The sequence below is a fragment of the Enterobacter sp. kpr-6 genome, from assembly GCF_900116015.1.
Lineage (GTDB): Bacteria > Pseudomonadota > Gammaproteobacteria > Enterobacterales > Enterobacteriaceae > Enterobacter_D.
This window is the reverse complement of sequence record NZ_FOYH01000001.1, coordinates 805379-826612: the sequence shown is the minus strand read 5'-3', so window position 1 is coordinate 826612 and position 21234 is coordinate 805379. Positions and strand designations below refer to the sequence as shown.

Genomic DNA, 21234 nt, shown 5'->3' with positions numbered 1-21234 from the left:
CTGGCCAATTTATAATTATTTGACTGCTCCCTTGTAGAAAGGGAGCAGTTCTTTTTTAGAAGGTTTCCCAGTTATTATTGCGGCCCGACGCTGGCTGAGCTAATGCCAGTCCTGGTGATTTATTCAGAAGCGGTCGGGCTTCGTGTTTCACGGATTTATGTCCTTCTCCTTCCAGGTCAAAAACAGCAATGATTTTCGCCAGATGTTGTGCTTCTTTCTCCAGCTCCTCTGCACTGGACGATGCCTCCTGGACCAGCACGGCATTCTGTTGGGTCACGCCGTCCATTTCATTCATCGCCAGCCCAATCTGGGCAATCCCCTTACTTTGCTCGTCAGAGGCAATGGATATTTCTCCCATCAGCGCATTCACATGCGTGACGGAGGAGATGATGGTGTCCATAGCTTTACCGGCGGCAGTGACCAGCTCTGAGCCCGTTTGCACGCGGGAAACCGATTCATTGATCAGTGCCTCAATCTCTTTTGCAGCCTGGGCGCTACGCTGTGCCAGCGAGCGAACTTCACTGGCTACAACCGCAAATCCACGCCCTTGTTCACCGGCGCGGGCCGCTTCTACTGCGGCATTCAGTGCCAGAATATTGGTCTGGAAGGAGATGCTGTTAATGACGCCAGTAATGTCCGCAATTTTTCGGGAGCTTTCGGAAATATTCTCCATGGTTTCCACGACATCCCCGGTAAGCTCTCCGCCTTTCTTCGCCATCTCCTGCGTTTCTTCAGAGAGAACGCGGGCCTGCTGAACGTTTTCAGCGTTATTTTTCACGGTGGAGGTCAGTTCCTCCATGCTGGCGGAGGTTTCCTGTATTGCGGCCGCCTGCTGGTCAGTGCGCGCGGATAATTTCTCATTACCCTCGCGAATACGGCCTGTACTGACATACAGACTGGAAGATGTCTCCTGAATGGCAGAAACCGTTTCACGCAGGCTGTTCTGCATACTGCGAATGTAAGGAATTAATTGCCCGGCGCAGTTACGGCCAAAGTCATCAATCTCCACATGCAGCTTACCGGCAGTTAATTTTTCAAGATGATTTTTGATGTTGTTAAGCGGTGAGGTCAGGTATTTCACCAGATAACGGTCGGTCAGGATCAGGGTCAATATGCCGGCCAGCAAAGCGCTCAGCAGGATCACCCGGTTTTCGGCAATGGAATCATTCGCGCGATCCAGCATGACGTTCGACTGAATAGCACGGGTATATTTTTCTGCCGTTTCGCCGAATTTAACACTCAACGGCGGGTAAGTATGACGAAAGAGCTGGCGGAACTGTTCCACCTGATTATTACGCGCTGCCGAGAGCATGGGCGTAATGGTGGACAGCAACGTTTCCCAGTCATTGATCATTGCATCAGACAATTCAGGGGGAACATCCACATGCTGCGCTTTGCGGAACTGTGAGAGCATGTCCTGGCTGATTTTGAGTGCCTTTTCAGCATTAGCAAATGTTTTCGCTGCTTCGTCGGCTTTATTATCCTGTTGATAGTCCATAGCCCGCAGCATACGGGTGACGGAGCGGAAGTATTGGTCGTTACCTTTTACCAGAAGCGCGTAAGCCGCTTTCTGCTGTTCGCTGTTTTCCAGCAATATCCTTGTCTCTGAAAAATTCTTCAGTGTCAGACCCGTGGCAATACCCCAGATCAAAGTAAAGATCGTGAGGATAATCAACAGCATTTTTCTTACTGTGATATTTTTTAAAATTTTCATAGTTGGCTCCCGGCTGAAATTATTATTAGAAATATTGTTTTTTAAGCTGCATGAAGCGGGATGTCAGGTGTGTAGTCTGCAATTATCTTAATCCCCCAAATAAACAAAATGAGCTGGAACGGCAAATTAAAACCGATATCAATTCATGACGGATCCTCTTGTCGCCTGAAGGCGAATGGACTGGGCAGGAAATTTAATTTAAATCATTAAACAGAAAGCCTGCCTGGTAATGAGCTTATCGTCATTATTCAAGCCAGCATTAACTATTTAATGCATTATTTTGATAGCGATCACCAGACGGAATGTATGTCACTGACAAATATTGCTTTTTTATAATGAAGATAATCCTGAGAATGGCGCACCCCTGAAATATAACAAATACTCAGCGTGAGAGGGTGACAGATAAACATGACCAGATAATTATTCTGCTAATCTTTTCTTTATTGATTATGCGTCTGATGGCTATTAATTCCAGAAATAAATTCACCCGCCTTAATCTGTTCTTAAGAATTATCGAATAGTGTGCATTCTGTGTTAACCCATTGTGGGTTTTTCCGGAGCGTACCCATGCAAAATAAATTCATCGACTCTCAGTCTCTTTCAAAAGTACCTGCCGTTACTGCGGCTTTCTGGTTAACAAAGATCGCTGCGACTACCCTGGGTGAAACCGGTGGTGATGCGGTGACCATGTCAATGAATCTGGGTTACCTTACCGGCACATTAATTTTTGCCATTATTTTTTTAATCGCTGTCGTGGTGCAGATTAAACGCCCCACTTTTAATAAATGGATCTACTGGTTTACCGTAGTGGCCACTACCACCGTTGGCACCACGCTGGCAGATTTTGCCGATCGCTCACTGGGAATAGGTTACCTGGGCGGTACCCTGCTGCTGAGCACGCTGTTGATCCTTTCCCTCCTTATATGGCGTATCACCTGCGGCACCATCGCCGTAAGTTCCGTGAATAATGGTGTCACAGAGAGTTTTTACTGGATCACCATCATGTTTTCACAAACGCTGGGCACCGCGTTAGGGGACTGGACGGCAGACACTGAGGGAATGGGTTATGACGGTGGCATCCTGTTATTTGTGGGGGCGCTGGCCATTATCTGGGCCGCCAGCCGCTTTACCTCACTGTCGCGTACGGCACTGTTCTGGGCTGCCTTTATCCTGACCCGACCACTGGGCGCGGTAGTGGGTGATTTCCTGGATAAACCTATTGCAGATGGCGGGCTTGAACTGAGTCGCTATAGCGCCTCGCTGACGCTGGCGCTGATTATCATCGCTTTTCTCTGGCTGTTGCCTCAGCGCCCGGCCATGAAAACCGTAACGCAGAGTTAATACCAGAAGCGCCACAGGCTGATTTACCGGTGGCGCTTTTTGCTATGAACATATCGGCTCAATTACCGAATAAACGCTGTTCGACGGAAAATTAAAAGAGAGTTCGCGGCCCTTAATGCACTCAAATTGATTTTTGTTTAATAATTACTCTTATACATCAGTGAAATGAGTCATCCATGTATAAAAGTTCTGCAATCGCGTGAAATCAGGGTGAAAATTGCTTTTTTCCGCTTGCCACAGCCGCGCCCTGCCGCTAATATTCGTCCCCGTTGTCAACACAACAATGCGTTCATAGCTCAGTTGGTTAGAGCACCACCTTGACATGGTGGGGGTCGTTGGTTCGAGTCCAATTGAACGCACCATCCTTTCTGTACAGTGCGTCCGTAGCTCAGTTGGTTAGAGCACCACCTTGACATGGTGGGGGTCGGTGGTTCGAGTCCACTCGGACGCACCATTCAGTGTTTCACTCTCTTGTTTCTCCCTGATTTTACTTTCTCTCTTCTTTATTCTCTATCTTTGCCCAAATTTCATCTGATACCGCCCTTTCGCTTTTCCTTTATCTGTTCCAGCTAATCCTGCCGCCTTTCATCGCATAGCGCCGTACGTGCCGATTTTGTGCGCAATGCTGTTTGCAACATTTTTGTAGATCGTGCACAATCGAGCACAACCACGCATAAAGTATCAGCAATGCGTTCTGACGTTGCTCATTTAAAAGGATCGAAAAATGAACCAGCCTATTCCTGATATCGCCTTTCTCCATGAACTTGCCGATGCCGCCGACAAAGAAACGCTGCCGCGCTTTCGCTCACAAATGAATCTGCATGTGGACACCAAGCCCAAAGAAGGATTTCGTTTCGATCCGGTCACCGATGCCGATCGGGAAGCCGAGCGCGTGATGCGGGCAATGATTGAAGCGCGTTACCCGACACACTCCATTATGGGTGAGGAGTTTGGCACTACGGGTTCCGGCCCTGTGCAGTGGGTGCTCGATCCGGTTGATGGTACGCGCCCGTTTCTATGCGGTTTGCCGGTATGGGGCACGCTGATTGGCCTGACGGTGGAAGGTCGTGGTCATCTGGGCATGATGGGCCAGCCTTTTACCGGCGAGCGCTTCTGGGCAGACGGGAAGCAGGCGTGGCGCAGCGGCCCGCAGGGCACAGGGGTAATGACTACCCGCAAAGGCCTGTCACTCGATCAGGCGATTTTACATACCACCTCCCCCGAACCCATTCCCACTACGCCTGACGTGAATTTCGCGGCCCTGCACAGCAGCACATTAATGACGCGTTACGGCGGCGAATGTTACGCCATGGCGATGCTGGCGGCAGGCCAGATCGATCTCTGTCTGGAATACGCTCTGCAACCTTATGACATCGTCGCTTTTGTCCCGATTGTTGAGCAGGCAGGCGGCGTGGTGACGACACTTTCCGGCGATCGCCCTGAAGCGGGAGGCAGAATTCTCGCCTCCGGTTGCCCGCGTCTGCATGAGCAAGCCCTGAAAATTCTTAACAGCTAAGCATGACTGCGACAGGACCTGTATGAGCGATAAAAATTCAGTACTGGAACTTACCGGAATCAATGAGACAGCACCAGGCCGTAGTGAGCAACGCGCGACCCGGATGGTATTTTTTATGGCGGGCTTTGCGACAGCGGCCTGGGCGGCGCTGGTGCCGTTTGCGAAATACAATACCGGCGTGAGCGACGGGACGCTTGGACTTCTGCTGCTCTGTCTCGGCGGTGGTGCGCTGGTGGCGATGCCGCTTACCGGAATGCTTACCGCCCGTTTCGGTTGCCGTCGGGTGATGGTGATTTCGGTGCTGATTTTCAGTGCGATCCTGCCCCTGCTCGCGGTCACCAGCGATGCTCGCCTGCTGGCGCTGGCACTGCTGCTGTTCGGCATCGGTGTTGGCACCACGGACTGCGCCATGAACGTGCAGGCGATCATTGTCGAGAAAGCCTCACCACGTCCCTTAATGTCCGGCTTTCACGGCTTTTATAGTGTGGGCGGCATTGCAGGTGCGGGGACGATGAGCGGCATGATGTCGCTGGGGCTATCAGCTACTGCCGCCAGTCTTGCCACGACAATTATCGTGCTTCTTCTATTAACGCTGTGCGTACGCGGATTTCTTACCTACGCAAACCCACAAGAAGGCCCGGCGTTTGCCGTTCCGCACGGCATTGTGCTGCTGTTAGGTGCCGTCTGCTTCATTGTCTTCCTTGCAGAAGGCGCGGTGCTGGACTGGAGCGCAGTCTACCTGACCGAATATCGTGGGCTGTCTGAAGCACGCGGCGGTCTGGGCTTTGCCTGCTTTGCAGCAACCATGACACTGGGCCGTTTAACCGGTGACCGCATTGTCGCCCGGCTTGGGCAGCAGCGGGTCGTCTTCACCGGCGCGCTGGTCGCCGCTGCGGGTATTTTGCTGACGGTATGGGGTGGCTCCTGGGAACTGGCATTAGTGGGTTACGCACTGGTGGGCATGGGTTGCGCAAATATTGTGCCGGTGATGTTTTCTGCCATTGGTCGCCAGACCGCCATGCCTCAGGTGCTGGCCGTTCCGGCGGTAACCACGCTCGGCTATATGGGCGTACTGGCTGGCCCCGCCAGCATTGGCGGCATTGCGCATCACAGTAATCTGGCGGTCGCCTTTATTGTGGTGGCGATAGCCATGCTTGCCGTTGCCGCGGTTTCTAAACTTATCAGGGTGTGATCGTCTTTAGCAGCCCGGCCCCTTTTGCGGGTCGGGGACTGTTAAATTTATTAAAAGGCTGGAATTATTTCTGTCATAACTTAACACATTGATCACACTTCATTGTGAAACTGCACAGAACCATTTTGAAACGCTGTTTTCATTTTCCTTTTGCCTCTTTTTCATCGTATAATGCGCCTCTATTGACTCTTGAATGGTTTCAGCTCATTGAACTGTAAAATTCAATCCTCACAGCGACTCATCTCCCCCTGGGCTGAAACTCCGGCACACATTACTCTGCACGCTTTTTTGATGTCACCTATCCTTACGCTGTGGCATCGCAACTTTCGCAACACAGGTTTGACTCCGCGGCGGTGCGCCCCCGGAGCGATATTTCCATATCCTTCTCAACTTAAAGATTAAGACTGTCATGAAAAAGACCAAAATTGTTTGCACCATCGGCCCGAAAACCGAATCCGAAGAGATGTTGACCAAGATGCTGGACGCTGGCATGAACGTTATGCGTCTGAACTTCTCTCACGGTGACTATGCAGAACACGGTCAGCGCATCCAGAATTTGCGCAACGTGATGAGCAAAACCGGTAAAAAAGCCGCGATTTTGCTGGATACCAAAGGTCCGGAAATCCGTACCATCAAACTGGAAGGCGGTAACGACGTTGCGCTGAAAGCCGGCCAGACCTTTACTTTCACTACCGACAAAACCGTTATCGGCAACAGCGACACCGTTGCTGTGACCTATGCAGGTTTCACTGACGATCTGAGCGTTGGCAATACCGTACTGGTAGACGATGGTCTGATCGGTATGGAAGTCACCGCTATCGAAGGCAATAAAGTTATTTGTAAAGTGCTGAACAACGGTGACCTGGGTGAAAACAAAGGCGTTAACCTGCCGGGTGTTTCCATCGCGCTGCCAGCACTGGCTGAAAAAGATAAGCAGGACCTGATCTTCGGTTGCGAGCAAGGCGTTGACTTTGTTGCCGCTTCCTTCATTCGTAAGCGCTCTGACGTTGAAGAAATTCGCCAGCACCTGAAAGCTCACGGTGGCGAAAACATCCAGATCATCTCCAAAATTGAAAACCAGGAAGGCCTGAACAACTTCGACGAAATCCTCGAAGCGTCTGACGGCATCATGGTTGCACGTGGCGACCTGGGCGTTGAAATCCCGGTTGAAGAAGTGATCTTCGCGCAGAAGATGATGATCGAAAAATGTATCCGCGCTCGCAAAGTAGTTATCACCGCGACCCAGATGCTGGATTCCATGATCAAAAACCCACGCCCTACCCGCGCAGAAGCCGGTGACGTGGCGAACGCCATCCTCGACGGTACCGATGCAGTTATGCTGTCTGGTGAATCCGCTAAAGGGAAATACCCGCTGGAAGCTGTGTCTATCATGGCAACCATCTGCGAGCGTACTGACCGCGTGATGACCAGCCGTCTGGACTTCAACAACGACAGCCGCAAACTGCGCATCACCGAAGCGGTTTGCCGTGGTGCTGTTGAGACCGCTGAGAAACTCTCTGCCCCGCTGATCGTCGTTGCTACACAGGGTGGTAAATCTGCCCGCGCTATCCGTAAATATTTCCCGGATGCGACCATTCTGGCACTGACCACCAATGAACTGACTGCTCGTCAGCTGGTACTGAGCAAAGGCGTAACGGCGCAGCTGGTGAAAGAGATCAACTCTACTGATGATTTCTACCGTCTGGGTAAAGAAGTTGCGCTGGAAAGCGGTCTGGCTCAGAAAGGTGAAGTTGTGGTGATGGTTTCTGGTGCGCTGGTTCCGAGTGGCACAACCAATACTGCCTCTGTGCACGTACTGTAATAATTGTCAGACCAATTAATTTGATTTAAAAAGCGCCTTCATGGCGCTTTTTTTATTCACGCAATAAGGCTGATTTATAAAAAGCAAATCGAAATACACTATTTAATATTGCTTTTATCTAAGATGAATCCGATGGAAGCGGTCTGTTTTCACACAGTTTTTTTAACGTTTTTAGGAAAGTCGGTGCATCTTTGAGCGAACGGTCAAATTTAAGGGTATTCCCATCAAAAAAATATTCTCAACATAAAAAACTTTGTGTAATACTTGTAACGCTACATGGAGATTAACTCAATCTAGAGGGTATTAATAATGAATCGTACTAAACTGGTACTGGGCGCGGTAATCCTGGGTTCTACTCTGCTGGCTGGTTGCTCCAGCAATGCTAAAATCGATCAGCTGTCTTCTGACGTTCAGACTCTGAACGCTAAAGTTGACCAGCTGAGCAACGACGTGAACGCAATCCGTTCCGACGTTCAGGCTGCTAAAGATGACGCAGCTCGCGCTAACCAGCGTCTGGACAACCAGGCTCACTCTTACCGTAAGTAAGAGTTCCTGTAATAAAATGGCGCACAATGTGCGCCATTTTTTTTGCCTGTAATTCCCTTCCCTGCCCTCTTACTGCGTCATCAGTTTTCCGGAATGCTCAGCGCTGGCCGCCACAACGGGTTCACCATTTTGTGCGGATAACACCGCCGCTGGGGTGGATTCGCCCTTTGATGCGGGTACCGCCACCGGATAGCCTGCACGCCGCAGCATCGCTTTATCAATAGCCGCCCCGTCGCCACCCGCCTGGCGGATAAAATCACTGAACGTTGCATTGAGCATAATCGGCACGGTTTGCGTGTTCTCACCCGGTTTTTGTGCCAGTGGACGGTGAACCTCAATGTAATGCCTGCCGTCAGGCTCTACGGCGTATTTCACCGGCTCGCTGATGATACGCACAGGCGTTCCGGTGCCAACCTGTGAAAACAGCTCTTTAATATCGGGTGCGCCCATCCGGATACAACCGGAACTGACGCGCAAGCCGACGCTGTCAGGCGCATTAGTACCGTGAATGAGATATTCTCCGTTCCCCTCCGCCAGACGCAGTGCAAAGCGTCCTAACGGGTTATTTGGCCCCGCAGGTACCACGGGAGGCAATTCAATCCCCATCGCTTTAGAACGCTGGCGAATGCCTGCCGTTGGCGTCCATGTAGGATTTGGAATTTTCTGGCTCACGCGGGTTAACGTCACCGGCGTTTCCAGCCCCTGCTGGCCGATACCAATCGGGAATACCTGAACGATATTTCTGTCAGGTGGATAGTAATAGAGCCGCAACTCTGCCAGGTTAACCACGATGCCTTCACGCGGCGTATCAGGCAGCAGCATTTGCGTGGGGATGGTCAATTGCGTACCCGGCGCAGGGACAGGCGCAATTGCGTTGTTCGCTTCGAGGATCACCATCGCGCTGGTGTCAAAATGCCGGCCGATGGCCTGCAAATTGCGATCATGCGCCTGCACGATGTAGGTCTGGTTTTGCCCGATGAGACGACTGCCCTCAGGCGGCAGAGGATAATCCGCCGCCCAGGCACTCTGAATGGTCCCGAAGGCACTGATAAGACTGATAGTGATGAAAGACGCGCTTTTCATATTTTATTTCCTGTATTCACTGGCAGAGGACCAGAATGCTGAAAAACGAGCGAGGCAGATTTAGCCTCGCTAACAGGATGAACGCTGTCTTTTAAGTTTAGCTAAGGTTTGCCGCTTTCGTACGAATCGCCCGAATCATAGCTTCAAGGCCTTGCGAGCGTGAGGGCGTTAAATGCTGGGTCAGTGACATTTTTTCAAACCACGGGCGCACATCAAAGGCCACGATGTCCTGCGCGGTCATCTGGTGATAGAGGATAAACACCACGGCGATAAGCCCTTTGACGATGGCAGCATCGCTGTCACCCTGCAGTTCAATCACGCCGTCGTCGTGCTGTTGCATCACGATCCACACCTGGCTCTGACAGCCCTGAATGGTGTTGGAACGGTTATGCGCTTCCTCGCTGAGTTCCGGCAAACGCTGGCCCAGTTCAATGATGTACAGATACTTCTCTTCCCAGTTTGCGCAACGGGTAAAGTTGCGCAACAGTTTCTCTTTATCAGGTAATGCGGCCATAACGTCCCCCTGTTAGCCCAAAAGCTGATGAATACGTTTCAGCCCGGCAACCAGACGATCCACCTCTTCATGCGTGTTGTACATCACCAGCGACGCACGACACATCGCAGGCACATTGTAGAAAGCCATCAGCGGCATGGCGCAATGGTGTCCGGTGCGTACCGCCACGCCGTAGTTATCAAGGAAACTGCCCACGTCGTAGGCATGATGTTTCCCGAGGTTGAAGGCGATGACACCCAGCCTGTCAGCCGGGCCGTAAAGCGTCAGATCCGGCACGTTAGCCAACTCGCCCAGCGCATAATGCATCAGCGAGCGTTCATACTCGGCGATAGCTGAAAGGCCGATGCGGGTGACGTAATCAATCGCCGCGCCGAGGCCAATAATCGCCCCGGTATTCGGCGTACCGGCTTCAAAACGCCACGGCGCTTTGGCGTAGGTGGTGCCGTCTTTCAGGCTGACGGTGGCGATCATCGAGCCGCCCCCTTCCCACGGCGGCATGGCCTGCAAAATGTCATCTTTCGCATAGAGCACGCCAATGCCGGTTGGGGCATACAGCTTGTGACCTGAGAACACATAGAAATCGCAGTCAAGCGCCTGCACATCTACCGTGTGATGCATCACCGCCTGAGCACCATCCAGCAGCACTTTAGCGCCATACTGGTGGGCGGCAGCGATCATCTCTGCAACCGGATTCTCTGTGCCGAGCACGTTCGATACCTGCGTCACGGCCACCAGCCGCGTTTTGTCGTCCAGCAGCTGATGGTAGACATCCAGTTGCAGCGTGCCGTCGGCGTTAAGCGGGATCACGCGCAGTTGCGCACCCACGCGCTCGCACAGCATTTGCCACGGCACGATGTTGGCGTGGTGCTCCATCTCACTGATGATGATGTTATCGCCCGCCGCAACCTGGCTGTTACCCCAGCTATTGGCGACCAGATTGATGCCTTCCGTGGTGCCGCGCACAAACACCAGCTCTTCCGGCATCCGGGCGTTAATAAATGTGGCGACCTGGTTACGCACGTTTTCCATGCGCTGCGTCGCTTCCGCGCTGAGCGTGTGAATGCCGCGATGCACAGCAGCGTAGCCGTGGCGATAAAACTCCGCTTCGGCCTCGATCACCTGATTCGGTTTTTGCGCGCTGGCGGCGCTGTCCAGATACGCCAGCGGCAACCCGTTAACTTCACGCGTGAGAACGGGAAAATCCGCCCGCACGTTATCGACAGAAAAACTCATGCGATGCCCCCTGGCAGGCGCTGGCCGATACGGGCCAGAACCTGATGCCTGAGCGCTTCGTCGCTGATGGCTTCCGTCAGTTCAGCGGCAAAAGCGTACATAATCATTTGCTGCGCGGCTTGCTCTTCAATCCCGCGCGAGCGCAGGTAAAACATTTGCTCATCGTCGATTCGCCCTACCGTCGCGCCGTGGCTGCACTTCACGTCATCGGCATAGATTTCAAGCTGCGGTTTGGTATCGACTTCCGCCAGGCGACCGAGCAACAAATTGTTGTTGGTCATCTGCCCGTCGGTCTTAATGGCGTGCTGCGCCACGTTGATCATGCCGTTGAACACCGCGCGGCCTTTATCGCTGACGATGGTTTTATGCAACTGACGACTGTTGCAGTAGCCTTTGTTGTGTTCAAGCCAGGTACGGGTGTCGCACACTTCGGATTTCACCGGCATCGCCAGGCTGTTCACCCGAAGCGTGGTGTTTTCGCCGTTAAGCTGCATGCTAGTGTTATGACGTAATACCGCCCCGCCCAGCAGGAAGCTGTGACTGTGCGCCCCCACGTCTGCCGCCAGTAACATATCGTTATGGGCAAAGTGGTAGCTCTGCGGATTTTCAAACGCCAGCTTCACGTGATGCAACTGGGCATTCGGCGCGATATTCATGGTAAAGCGCGACCCGGTAAAATGCGGGCGATCGTTGAGGCTGACATAGTGCTCATACACCGTCGCTTCTGCGCCTACCGCCAGATCAATATGGTGACGGTAATGCGCGGTATTCATCTCATCGCCCGCCAGCCCCTGCGTGATGTGCATCAGCAGCAGCGGTTTTGCCGGACGCTGATTACGCGCCACGCTGATGTGGGTCACGCTGTGCGCCAGGCTTTCCGTCAGGTGCAGGAAAACATCCGCCTGCACGGGGGCAGGTAGCGAAGCGCGTTCATCACTGATGCTGATGGTAAAACCGCAGCCTTCGGTGCTGTCACTGAGATCGGCATCAAAACGTCCATCCACAAACACCAGCCGCACCGCGTCTACGGGCAGTGCCAGCGCATCACGCTGTTCGGCGGTGATGTGGCCCGTGGAGGCCACGAACTGGCTGTTCAGCAACCCGTCAAGCGGGGTGTACTTCCAGTTCTCCTGTTTGCGCGTGGGCAGACCTAAACGCAGCATATGCTGAAGGTGCTGTTGCGCCTCTTCCGAGCGCCCCTCCCCCTGGGCTTCAAATAGGTGATGCCACTGTTGCAGCGCGTTACTGCTGTTCGGTAAGCCAGCCATAGCCCTGCTCCTCCAGTTGTTTCACCAGAGTGAAATCGCCGGATTTCACAATGCGGCCCTGATAGAGCACGTGCACATAATCAGGCTTGATGTAATCCAGGATGCGCTGATAGTGGGTGACGATAATAAACGAGCGATTACCATCACGCAGGGCATTCACCCCGTCAGCAACGATTTTCAGGGCGTCGATATCCAGCCCGGAATCGGTCTCATCAAGGATGCACAGTTCCGGTTCCAGCACCGCCATTTGCAGAATATCGTTACGCTTTTTCTCACCGCCGGAGAAACCCACGTTTACCGAGCGGGTCAGCAAATCTTCCGGCATTTTCAGCAACTGGATTTTCTCTTCCATCAGATCCTGGAAGTCGAAGCGGTCAAGCTCGTCCAGTTCCCGGTATTTACGCACGGCATTGAGCGCGGTTTGCAAAAAGAACTGGTTACTGACGCCCGGAATTTCTACCGGATACTGGAAGGCCATAAAAATGCCTTCGCCCGCGCGCTCTTCCGGCGACAGTTCCAGCAGATCTTTACCGTGAAACTCAACCGAACCGCCGGTCACTTCATAATCTTCGCGCCCGGCAAGCGTGGCCGACAGCGTACTTTTACCGGAACCGTTCGGGCCCATGATCGCGTGCACTTCACCCGGACGCACGTCCAGGCTCAGGCCGCGCAGGATCTCTTTATCTTCAACGGCAACCTGTAAATCTTTGATACTTAACATAGGGTTTCCCTTAATCCTTAACCGACGCTGTGTTCAAGGCTTATCGCCAACAGTTTTTGGGCTTCCACGGCAAACTCCAGCGGCAGTTCAGAGAACACGTCCTTACAGAAGCCGTTAACAATCATCGAAATAGCATCTTCTTCGCTGATGCCACGTTGCAGACAGTAGAACAACTGATCTTCACCGATGCGCGAGGTGGTGGCTTCATGCTCCAGTTGCGCGCTGTTGTTGCGGCATTCGACGTAGGGGAACGTATGCGCCCCGCAGTCCGGGCCGATCAGCATCGAGTCGCACTGGGTGAAGTTACGCGCGTTGGTGGCAGTCGGCATGATTTTTACCAGCCCGCGATAGCTGTTCTGGCTTTTCCCGGCGGAGATCCCTTTGGCAATGATCGTGGATTTGGTGTTCTTGCCGATGTGGATCATTTTGGTGCCGGTATCCGCCTGCTGGTGCCCGCTGGTCAGCGCCACGGAGTAAAACTCGCCGATGGAGTTATCACCACGCAGAATGCAGCTTGGGTATTTCCAGGTGATCGCCGAACCGGTTTCCGACTGGGTCCAGGACATCTTGCTGTTTTCGCCTTCGCACAGCGCGCGCTTAGTAACAAAGTTCAGGATCCCGCCGGTGTTGTTATCACCAGGGAACCAGTTTTGCACCGTCGAGTATTTCACTTCCGCATCGCGGTGAATGATGACTTCCACCACCGCCGCGTGAAGCTGATAGCTGTCGCGTACCGGGGCGGAGCAGCCTTCGATATAGCTGACGTAGCTGCCTTCATCGGCGATCAGAATGGTGCGCTCAAACTGCCCGGTTTTTTCCGCGTTAATACGGAAATAGGTGGACAGCTCCATCGGGCAGCGCACCCCTTTCGGGATATAGATAAAGGTGCCATCTGACGCCACCGCCGCATTCAGCGCGGCAAAGAAGTTGTCGTTGGCGGGGACCACGGTGCCGAGATATTTCTGTAGCAGTTCCGGGTGTTCATGGATCGCCTCACCAAACGAGCAGAAAATCACGCCGTGCTCGGCGAGTTTGTCGCGGTAAGTGGTCGCAACCGACACCGAGTCAAAAATGGCATCCATCGCCACTTCACGCCCCTCGCGAACCGGTACGCCAAGCTGATTAAAAGCCGCTTCAACTTCATCGGTTAAATAGGAGGCCGGTCCGGTTTGCTGCACCGCACCCGGTTCTGAGGCACAGGTGTCGTCACAGTTACCGCAGGATGGCGCGGAGTAGTAGCTGTAATCCTGATAATTCAGCTTGTCGTAATGGGCTTTCAGCCAGTGCGGCTCTTCCATGTCCAGCCATGCCCGAAACGCGTTCAGGCGAAACTCCAGCATCCATTCAGGCTCATTTCGTTTTGCCGAGATCGCGCGCACCACATCTTCATTAATGCCGTGGGCCATCTCATCAGTTTTTAACCGGGTAAAAAACCCTTCTTTATAATTCAGAGGGCCAGACCAGGTTTTGACATCGTCAGTCGCTTCAGTATTACGAGACATAGTACCGCCTATACCCCAAAGCTTTCACCGCAGCCACATTCGTTCTGCGCTTTTGGGTTATTAAATTTGAAAATCTGATTCAGTCCTTCGCGCACATAATCGACTTCCGTGCCATCGATAAACGGCATCGCCTTTAAGGGCACATACAGACACGCCCCTTCGTTCTCAAACAGCATGTCGTCGGGCGCGGGATCGGTCACCGTATCGAGCACATAACCAAATCCGGCACAGCCGGTCTGCTTGATACCGAGACGCAGGCCGAGTACACCCGGCTTTTTCTCTGCCAGCTCACGAATATGCTTCGCCGCCGCTGGCGTCATGGTCAAACCAAGCCAGCCGGGGTTGTTGGGATCAAAGGTTCCTGATTGCAATTCCATAGGTCTACCTCACGTAATGGAGCCTGAAGGGCATAACGCTATGTTAGTGATAACTATTCTCACTTCAACCTCTATTCCAAAGGGTTATTCACAGGATGCGCCCTTTTTCTTCAGTTCTATTAAGCATAGACCCTGTTAACAGGCTTAACCGCAAAGGTTGCTGTGAATTAAGTAACTGAAAATAAATATATTAATTTGCGTGGCTTAGCGGAAATGTTCAGGAAATGAAACATGCATAGGCAATGCCTATTTATCAGATAGGATTTATAACAATTTTGTAATATTCACGGGAAAGGCGAAGAGAGAGCAAGATGCTGCCTGTACGGCAGTGAACGTGACTCATTTGATATCCTGCGGGTTTAGATTTTTCTAAGCTGCCTGTACGGCAGTGAACTTTTATTGCCCTCAAAAATCACTTCACTCATTTTTCTAAGCTGCCTGCACGGCAGTGAACTTATTGGGGGAATACATCATGTCACTTCAAGATTTCTAAGCTGCCTGTACGGCAGTGAACATAAAAACGGAATTCGGCCTGACTGAGCATGATTTCTAAGCTGCCTGTACGGCAGTGAACCCGTTCACCCTGGACTTCGTACCGACCTTGATTTTCTAAGCTGCCTGTACGGCAGTGAACTGACGTGTCCGTAACTCTATGGCCGCTCCTCTGTTTCTAAGCTGCCTGTACGGCAGTGAACACAACTGGCAGACTTCGCTGACCGGACATCAGTTTCTAAGCTGCCTGTACGGCAGTGAACGTCATTTCCGGACGGGGTTAGGCTGTATGTCTTTTCTAAGCTGCCTGTACGGCAGTGAACAGAAATTGCCTCAGCAATGGCCTGCTCTGAATTTTCTAAGCTGCCTGTACGGCAGTGAACAGCAATACTACCACCTCATCCCGTTGTTATTCTTGGTTTTAGGCCCGGTTTCTGAGTTTAACCCTCTTTTTTTCAGAAGTTATTCACTATCTATAAATCAATAATTTACAAATCCGCCTTAAAAAGGGTTTCCTGAGCCATCCAGGGATACGCTGTTTTTATAGACTCAGAAAACTAAACTCCCCTTCCCCTCCACCCCGCCATATGTCTATAATCAATACAGACAAATGGCAGAAATGGAGGGGGAGTATGAAAACCTGGACGCCCAATCAAAAGTCACAAGTCAATGCGCTATGGCAGTATGCGGGGCTACCGTCAAACCGTGGCGTCAGGCTTATCCATATGCTGAACCAAGGCCTGCCGGTCAGCGTTCTGGATACAATTCACGAATGGACGCAAATGTCCAAGAGCGACATTTTGCGCGTGACAGGGCTTAATGAGCGCAATATCGCCCGGCGTAAAAGTGCAGGCACTGTCCTTACTGCTGATGAAAGTGAGCGCATCGCCCGGCTTATCAGGGTCGTTGATGCGACAGTTCACTATTTTGGTAATAAGCAGGATGCCTGGAACTGGTTGAAAAAACCGGTCAGAGGATTGGGGGACGCCACACCGTTATCGCTTATTGCTACCGAAAGCGGGGCCATTGAGGTGCTCGATCTCCTTGGACGTCTTGAGCATGGCGTATTCTCATGAGGTTTTATCGTCTGGTAACGTCTCAATATGCAGGAGAAGCCTGGAGCGGAAGCGGTGCCAATCAATTTGGCGGACGCTGGAATCATAAGGGTAACCCGGCGGTGTATGTTTCAACTTCCGTTGCCCTTGCCTCGCTGGAGATCCTGGTGCACGTAGAAAACGATGCCATGCTCAATAAGTATCGTCTTTTCAGCATTGATATCCCCGATCGCGACATTCATTATCTTGAAAATCAGTGGCTACCTGACGACTGGCGAGAAAATCCGGCTCCGGTTTCTACCATGAATCTGGGCAGCAACTGGTTGCAAACAGGCGGCGGGATCGCGCTGGTTCTGCCCTCCTGTATCATTCCTATGGAAAAAAACGCGATTCTTAACCCGCTACACCCTAAATTTGCTAAGGCACTACTGAGTGTTGAAGAGCACAATTTTTCATTTGACGATCGGCTGATAAAGACGATCGGCTGATAAAACAGACCGCGCCAGGCGGCACGGTCTGAGGCTCATCAGAACCAGGGAATGGTTGCCGTGGCGCTTAATCCGTAGCTGGTGAAAACGCCATAAACAGGCTGCGGTAACATCTCTCCCTGACGAATAAACAAACGAAAATTTTGCTTGCTGGAAAGGCTTTTCATGTTCAGGTAAGGAAGAGAAACTCGCTTTTCCTGGCTGGTTTCCAGCCGCTTAAGTGCCTCATCTTCTGATATCCATCCCTTTTTTACCGAGCGACGCAGCAATCTTTGCGGGCTGCCTTTTGGCTGATATCGACTCACCGTTCGCCAGCCTTTCACCTGTGGCACGGGTGAAATAACACTGCACTGGCAATAGTCACTTAGTCCTTTACGCCAGCAGGTCGCCTCCAGTTCGTCCAGTGCCGTCCTTGTCCCGTGCACACGTAGCGTATCGCCAGGTTTAACCGCCATTTTCGGAAAGCAGATGCCAATGTCTCCTTTTCCTCTGGCTCCCAGCACCCGGTGAAGTTTCGCCATTAATGCGGCCATCAGCATCTCTTCGTTGAACTCAGGATCGGGCATCACCCGGATTTCAAGGTAGTGATCCATTCCCGGCTCCTTATTCACCTTTCTCGCCAAACACGCCACCGCGGATTAGTACCGCCATCACATAATGCTGTTGTCCGACATCCGGCTTCATCCCTTTTATGACCCAGTTATCTAACAGTGTATAAAAATCCATTTTCTCTTTGGGCTGACGGCAGGCGATACCACGACTGGTTACGGAACCATAAGGTTCGACGGCGATTGCGCCAAGCGCTTCTGTCTGCGGATGCCAGGTATCAATAGTGCGCAGGGCGTTGCCGATTTTCTGCGAGTGCAGTGCCGCTACGTTGTTGACCTGGTACCCAGAAGTTCCTCCCACAGACGCATATGCTCCAGCGTAATAAGGCTGTCAAAGGGCTTGCCCGGCTGGAATGACGCCCGGCGATCGAGTATGCGCGGCAATGCGTTGATACATGTGTACTCTTCCGGTGTCAGCAGCGTATTCAGATCGTGACTGCTTAGTAAAAAGCGTGACGATTCAAAACCGGGCTGGCAATAGACCGCGCAATCATGATGACGCGTGCGTAATGCGCGAATATTCTTATTCAGTATCAGCATGTTGGCCTGTAAAGGCGGATGCTGGCGATGGCGCTGGATACGTCCGGCAAACTGAATCAACGAACGCATGGAACTGGGTTCGATAATTCCCCAGTCGGCATCCCAGTCCCTGCCCACTTCCACGACGCTTGTGGCCAGTACGACAAAAAGATGGTGCTTTACGCCATTTTTTCGCAGCGCCTTCTGTACGGTGGGATGCTGCCAAAGCGCATTTTCATCCTGACGCATAAACGCGGCATCAAGCTGGCGCTCCATTTGTGCACGTATGCTCATCCAGCTTCTGTTTAGGCTGTTTTGTCAGACGATCGGTAGCGGCGATAAATGCCTGCGGCAAAACCAGCGCATCTTTAATCAGATCGGCCAGATCAAACACCAGCCCGCCCCGCCGGGTTTTACCGTGTAACACAGCCAGCCCTTGCGGAACGCCTGTTACCCATGTGGCGACGGCAGCCAGTCCATAGGCCAGATAATTACCATGATCGAGAAACCGGTTCGCACTATCACTTCCGCCACCCCGTTTCGCACGAGTAAAATCGCCATATTGCGCAGCCTGACTGGCAAGTTTATATAACGTTTTTGTCAGATGTGCTTCCTGAAGCATCAGTTCATTTTGCGAGGCCGCGCCTTCAATTCCTTCATGAAAGCGGGAGAGTCGTTCCGTCAGATGTGAAGTATTAAGCTCAAAGCCTTTTTCCCGCTGCATTCTGCTGCATGTCCAGTGCCGTTCGATTTGCGCGATACGAAGTTGCTGGAAATGTTTAGCGGCGGCCAGGCGCTTATCTTCATCGAACCAGAATGACACCCAGTTTTGCAGATATTCCGTTGGGCGATATTCACTTTGTGGTGTCAGCCATGAAACATCAATATCGACTTCATTACCTGCGTATAGCGGTGTTCCTCCACCGCCGCAAAAACCGACTAATACGCCCGCTCGGGCAAATTCGCGCATCGCAGCCTGCGTCACTGAAGTTCCGGTGCCCAGCATAATGACTGTGGTATTTGCGATGGGGATATTCCAGTACAGTGATTCCTTGCCTTCATCTTTGACATATTCAACCCGTCCCGCGTTAACCAGCACCCGGCAATATTGCAGATAGTAGATATTGGCGCGTTTAGAATGAAGGATAGTTTTTAAATCAGAGGGCATTATCAAGGCAGGCATTCCATTACCTCCGTTAAATGAAAATGTATGAGTAAGGATGCATTAGGCATACTTTAAGAAAGGTTATTCAGGCAAGACAAATCCTATCATTAAATGACATATAAACGATTGACAGGGCTGGAACAATTTGAGGATTAAGTGCTGCCTGTGCGGCAGTGAATGCATTTGCTGCCCAGTTGCGCAACGAGGTAAAATTCTAAGCTACCTGTACAGCAGTAAACTCGCATTTTGTCGTCCTCAACAAAGCGCAGCCTTTCTAAGCTGCCTGTACGGCAGTGAACATCCAGCTTCAGGCTGCATTCCCTGCGAGCATTTTCTAAGCTGCCTGTACGGCAGTGAACGCGCGCGCAAGGTTTCGCAGGGGACCATGATTTTTCTAAGCTGCCTGTACGGCAGTGAACGTGGTTGTTTGGCATCTGCACTTTACCCTTGATTTCTAAGCTGCCTGTACGGCAGTGAACTTTCGGCATGTCCTGCGGCGGCGTGATGTAGCTTTCTAAGCTGCCTGTACGGCAGTGAACGGTGCCCTTGTTTCTGGATTTCTCCCGATGATTTTCTAAGCTGCCTGTACGGCAGTGAACTCGCACTATATGCCGATACCAACCCCCGCTACTTTCTCAGCTGCCTGTACGGCAGTGAACCATAGGCTATCCCGATGCGGCGCTGATATTCATTTCTAAGCTGCCTGTACGGCAGTGAACGGATAACATTTCTCTCGATGCCTGCCGCACCGTTTCTAAGCTGCCTGTACGGCCGTGAACACCCGAAAAAGCTGGAGTGGGCGCGGCAGGAGTTTCTAAGCTGCCTGTACGGCAGTGAACAAAAATCAGGTGCCTATCACGTCTGGTTTCGATTTCTAAGCTGCCTGTACGGCAGTGAACACGAACCAAACAACTCTATCCGTTTGATTCAAAATAATAAAGTGGGTTCAAATAACCCGCCTGCCTGAGCAAGCGGGTAATTGTGCATCAGAGGTAAAGCGAGGCTTCGCCTTGAGGGCGGGTTTTGAAGCGGCGGTGGATCCACAGGTATTGTTCGGGCGCGCGGAGGATTTCACGCTCGATCACCTTGTTCATATAGCTGGCAGCTTCGAATTCATTTTCAACCGGGTAGTCTTGCAGCGCCGGGCCGATATGCAATGAATAGCCTGAACGATCGGGTTTACGCACCATCGTCACCGTCAGCATCGTTGCGCCTGAGAGACGCGATAACACGTAGGTACCGTTAGTGGTGGCCGCGTTGACCGAGAAGAACGGCGCAAAGGTGCTGCCTTTACGTCCATAATCCTGATCCGGCGCAAACCAGACCGCTTCGCCCTTTTTCAGCGCGTTTACCAGGCCTTTCAGATTGCGGCGGTCGATCATCGATTTGTTAGAACGCATCCGTCCGCGCGTCTGCACCCACTCCATCAGCGCGTTATTGTGCGGACGGTAGGTGGCCATCATCGGCTGACACAGGCCCATCACCCGACCACCCAGCTCCAGCGACATAAAATGCACGCCGACGACCATCACGCCTTTGTGTTCTTTCTGCGCGTTGACAAGGTTATGGTAGCCCTCGACGTCGAACCAGCGACGCACGCGTTTATCGGACCAGAACCAGGCCATGCCGGTTTCCAGCAGTCCCATGCCTAATGAGCGAAAATTATTTTCGATTAATGCTTCACGTACATGAGCGGACATCGACGGGAAACAGAGTTCCAGATTGCGGCGGGCAATGCTTTCACGACGTTTCAGAAACGGGCGCGCCAGCGTCCCTAAACCTGTTCCCAGGCGGGCAATCATTGGGTAGGGAAGTTGAACCAGCAACCAGAGAAGACCTAATCCAAACCATGTCAGCCAGTTACGGGGGTGAAGAAAAGCGAGTTCAAAATGGGGGGTACGCATTAATTTATTACCTTTAAGCCAGGGGAAGTAGCGCTTAAGGAAACAACTAATCCGTTAATCAGGCCTTTTTGCGTTACCGTCTCCTGCTCAGACAACTATCAGAGCAGGAGTTCAATGGTGTGCACTATATCACACTGTGAAATAGTCACCGTATGGGCACGCGAAAATAAAAGC

Annotated in this window: 19 protein-coding genes, 2 tRNA genes, 1 pseudogene and 2 CRISPR repeat arrays; of the genes and pseudogenes, 9 read left to right on the top strand and 13 right to left on the bottom strand. The window is 52.1% G+C overall.

The genetic code is table 11. The features are described 5' to 3' along the window. Positions 1-55: 55 nt before the first annotated feature. Positions 56-1714 carry a methyl-accepting chemotaxis protein gene (locus BM373_RS03900; RefSeq protein ID WP_090459654.1) on the bottom strand — a complete coding sequence of 553 codons (1659 nt, stop codon included), beginning with the start codon at positions 1712-1714 and terminating at the stop codon, positions 56-58. A 567-nt stretch (positions 1715-2281) separates the two neighbouring features. Between BM373_RS03900 and BM373_RS03895 the strand changes: the two genes are divergently transcribed. From BM373_RS03895 to BM373_RS03865, 7 genes are all read left to right on the top strand, one after another. Beyond that, complete coding sequence (locus tag BM373_RS03895) at positions 2282-3055, top strand: COG4705 family protein (RefSeq protein WP_090459652.1); 774 nt, start codon at positions 2282-2284, stop codon at positions 3053-3055. A 285-nt stretch (positions 3056-3340) separates the two neighbouring features. After that, positions 3341-3417, top strand: a tRNA-Val gene (locus BM373_RS03890). Between the two features lie 15 nt (positions 3418-3432). Next, a tRNA-Val gene (locus BM373_RS03885) sits at positions 3433-3509 on the top strand. Between the two features lie 270 nt (positions 3510-3779). Next, positions 3780-4571 carry an inositol monophosphatase family protein gene (locus BM373_RS03880; protein ID WP_090459650.1) on the top strand — a complete coding sequence of 264 codons (792 nt, stop codon included), beginning with the start codon at positions 3780-3782 and terminating at the stop codon, positions 4569-4571. 22 nt (positions 4572-4593) lie between these two features. Continuing rightward, positions 4594-5763, top strand: coding sequence for an MFS transporter (locus BM373_RS03875; RefSeq protein WP_090459648.1), 1170 nt, complete (start codon positions 4594-4596; stop codon positions 5761-5763). A gap of 409 nt (positions 5764-6172) precedes the next feature. Next, positions 6173-7585: a pyruvate kinase PykF gene (gene pykF / locus BM373_RS03870; RefSeq protein ID WP_090459646.1), complete on the top strand. Its 1413-nt coding sequence runs from the start codon at positions 6173-6175 to the stop codon at positions 7583-7585. Between the two features lie 309 nt (positions 7586-7894). Further along, positions 7895-8131 carry a major outer membrane lipoprotein gene (locus BM373_RS03865; RefSeq protein WP_007374746.1) on the top strand — a complete coding sequence of 79 codons (237 nt, stop codon included), beginning with the start codon at positions 7895-7897 and terminating at the stop codon, positions 8129-8131. A 69-nt stretch (positions 8132-8200) separates the two neighbouring features. Here the strand turns inward: BM373_RS03865 and BM373_RS03860 are convergent, their stop codons facing one another. The 7 genes from BM373_RS03860 to sufA form a co-directional block, all read right to left on the bottom strand. Then, positions 8201-9214, bottom strand: a complete 1014-nt coding sequence (locus BM373_RS03860; RefSeq protein WP_090459644.1) for a L,D-transpeptidase LdtE — start codon at positions 9212-9214, stop codon at positions 8201-8203. Between the two features lie 97 nt (positions 9215-9311). Beyond that, positions 9312-9728 (bottom strand): cysteine desulfuration protein SufE, encoded by a 417-nt coding sequence (sufE, locus tag BM373_RS03855; protein WP_090459641.1) that lies wholly within the window; start codon positions 9726-9728, stop codon positions 9312-9314. 12 nt (positions 9729-9740) lie between these two features. Then, positions 9741-10961: a cysteine desulfurase SufS gene (gene sufS / locus BM373_RS03850; RefSeq protein ID WP_090459639.1), complete on the bottom strand. Its 1221-nt coding sequence runs from the start codon at positions 10959-10961 to the stop codon at positions 9741-9743. Further along, the gene (gene sufD, locus BM373_RS03845) at positions 10958-12229 is read right to left on the bottom strand and encodes a Fe-S cluster assembly protein SufD (RefSeq protein ID WP_090459637.1); all 1272 of its coding nucleotides are present in this window, start codon (positions 12227-12229) and stop codon (positions 10958-10960) included. The genes sufS and sufD overlap by 4 nt, the downstream gene beginning before the upstream one ends. Next, positions 12204-12950, bottom strand: coding sequence for a Fe-S cluster assembly ATPase SufC (gene sufC / locus BM373_RS03840; protein WP_090459634.1), 747 nt, complete (start codon positions 12948-12950; stop codon positions 12204-12206). Before sufC ends, sufD begins: the two co-directional genes overlap by 26 nt. Positions 12951-12967: 17 nt before the next feature. Further along, positions 12968-14452, bottom strand: a complete 1485-nt coding sequence (gene sufB / locus BM373_RS03835; RefSeq protein ID WP_090459632.1) for a Fe-S cluster assembly protein SufB — start codon at positions 14450-14452, stop codon at positions 12968-12970. A gap of 8 nt (positions 14453-14460) precedes the next feature. Next, the gene (gene sufA, locus BM373_RS03830) at positions 14461-14829 is read right to left on the bottom strand and encodes a Fe-S cluster assembly scaffold SufA (RefSeq protein ID WP_090459630.1); all 369 of its coding nucleotides are present in this window, start codon (positions 14827-14829) and stop codon (positions 14461-14463) included. A gap of 306 nt (positions 14830-15135) precedes the next feature. Continuing rightward, positions 15136-15704: direct repeats of the CRISPR family, unit length 28 nt; unit sequence TTTCTAAGCTGCCTGTACGGCAGTGAAC. Positions 15705-15953: 249 nt separating this feature from the next. Between sufA and BM373_RS03825 the strand changes: the two genes are divergently transcribed. Both BM373_RS03825 and BM373_RS03820 read left to right on the top strand, forming a co-directional pair. Beyond that, complete coding sequence (locus BM373_RS03825; protein WP_090459628.1) at positions 15954-16397, top strand: type II RES/Xre toxin-antitoxin system antitoxin; 444 nt, start codon at positions 15954-15956, stop codon at positions 16395-16397. After that, positions 16394-16864: an RES family NAD+ phosphorylase gene (locus BM373_RS03820; protein ID WP_090459625.1), complete on the top strand. Its 471-nt coding sequence runs from the start codon at positions 16394-16396 to the stop codon at positions 16862-16864. Before BM373_RS03825 ends, BM373_RS03820 begins: the two co-directional genes overlap by 4 nt. 38 nt (positions 16865-16902) lie before the next feature. Here the strand turns inward: BM373_RS03820 and cas6f are convergent, their stop codons facing one another. The 5 genes and pseudogenes from cas6f to lpxP all read right to left on the bottom strand — a co-directional run bounded on the left by cas6f (position 16903) and on the right by lpxP (position 21060). Beyond that, positions 16903-17457, bottom strand: a complete 555-nt coding sequence (gene cas6f / locus BM373_RS03815) for a type I-F CRISPR-associated endoribonuclease Cas6/Csy4 (protein ID WP_090459623.1) — start codon at positions 17455-17457, stop codon at positions 16903-16905. Positions 17458-17467: 10 nt separating this feature from the next. Beyond that, positions 17468-17755 (bottom strand): annotated as a pseudogene (locus BM373_RS03810) (type I-F CRISPR-associated protein Cas7f/Csy3); the annotation flags it as partial. Further along, a complete protein-coding gene (locus BM373_RS03805; protein ID WP_371261085.1) occupies positions 17737-18240 on the bottom strand; it encodes a hypothetical protein in 504 nt (167 codons plus the stop codon). The gene BM373_RS03805 and the pseudogene BM373_RS03810, both read right to left, overlap by 19 nt. Before the next feature lie 10 nt (positions 18241-18250). Further along, on the bottom strand, positions 18251-19159 hold the full coding sequence (cas1f, locus tag BM373_RS03800; protein ID WP_256214548.1) for a type I-F CRISPR-associated endonuclease Cas1f: 909 nt from the start codon (positions 19157-19159) through the stop codon (positions 18251-18253). 208 nt (positions 19160-19367) lie between these two features. Then, positions 19368-20055: a CRISPR direct-repeat array (repeat unit 28 nt; unit sequence TTTCTAAGCTGCCTGTACGGCAGTGAAC). Positions 20056-20142: 87 nt separating this feature from the next. Next, positions 20143-21060, bottom strand: a complete 918-nt coding sequence (gene lpxP, locus BM373_RS03795; protein WP_090459616.1) for a kdo(2)-lipid IV(A) palmitoleoyltransferase — start codon at positions 21058-21060, stop codon at positions 20143-20145. Positions 21061-21234 lie beyond the last annotated feature (174 nt).

Bases quoted from the DNA above. Each gene is read 5' to 3' on its own strand.
- BM373_RS03895 (WP_090459652.1), top strand. From the start codon at position 2,282: ATGCAAAATAAATTCATCGACTCTCAGTCTCTTTCAAAAGTACCTGCC.
- BM373_RS03880 (WP_090459650.1), top strand. From the start codon at position 3,780: ATGAACCAGCCTATTCCTGATATCGCCTTTCTCCATGAACTTGCCGAT.
- BM373_RS03875 (WP_090459648.1), top strand. From the start codon at position 4,594: ATGAGCGATAAAAATTCAGTACTGGAACTTACCGGAATCAATGAGACA.
- sufE (WP_090459641.1), bottom strand. From the start codon at position 9,728: ATGGCCGCATTACCTGATAAAGAGAAACTGTTGCGCAACTTTACCCGT.
- cas1f (WP_256214548.1), bottom strand. From the start codon at position 19,159: ATGCCCTCTGATTTAAAAACTATCCTTCATTCTAAACGCGCCAATATC.
- BM373_RS03805 (WP_371261085.1), bottom strand. From the start codon at position 18,240: ATGCGTCAGGATGAAAATGCGCTTTGGCAGCATCCCACCGTACAGAAG.
- sufC (WP_090459634.1), bottom strand. From the start codon at position 12,950: ATGTTAAGTATCAAAGATTTACAGGTTGCCGTTGAAGATAAAGAGATC.
- BM373_RS03865 (WP_007374746.1), top strand. From the start codon at position 7,895: ATGAATCGTACTAAACTGGTACTGGGCGCGGTAATCCTGGGTTCTACT.
- BM373_RS03825 (WP_090459628.1), top strand. From the start codon at position 15,954: ATGAAAACCTGGACGCCCAATCAAAAGTCACAAGTCAATGCGCTATGG.
- sufA (WP_090459630.1), bottom strand. From the start codon at position 14,829: ATGGAATTGCAATCAGGAACCTTTGATCCCAACAACCCCGGCTGGCTT.
- BM373_RS03820 (WP_090459625.1), top strand. From the start codon at position 16,394: ATGAGGTTTTATCGTCTGGTAACGTCTCAATATGCAGGAGAAGCCTGG.
- BM373_RS03900 (WP_090459654.1), bottom strand. From the start codon at position 1,714: ATGAAAATTTTAAAAAATATCACAGTAAGAAAAATGCTGTTGATTATC.
- lpxP (WP_090459616.1), bottom strand. From the start codon at position 21,060: ATGCGTACCCCCCATTTTGAACTCGCTTTTCTTCACCCCCGTAACTGG.
- cas6f (WP_090459623.1), bottom strand. From the start codon at position 17,457: ATGGATCACTACCTTGAAATCCGGGTGATGCCCGATCCTGAGTTCAAC.
- sufS (WP_090459639.1), bottom strand. From the start codon at position 10,961: ATGAGTTTTTCTGTCGATAACGTGCGGGCGGATTTTCCCGTTCTCACG.
- pykF (WP_090459646.1), top strand. From the start codon at position 6,173: ATGAAAAAGACCAAAATTGTTTGCACCATCGGCCCGAAAACCGAATCC.
- BM373_RS03860 (WP_090459644.1), bottom strand. From the start codon at position 9,214: ATGAAAAGCGCGTCTTTCATCACTATCAGTCTTATCAGTGCCTTCGGG.
- sufB (WP_090459632.1), bottom strand. From the start codon at position 14,452: ATGTCTCGTAATACTGAAGCGACTGACGATGTCAAAACCTGGTCTGGC.
- sufD (WP_090459637.1), bottom strand. From the start codon at position 12,229: ATGGCTGGCTTACCGAACAGCAGTAACGCGCTGCAACAGTGGCATCAC.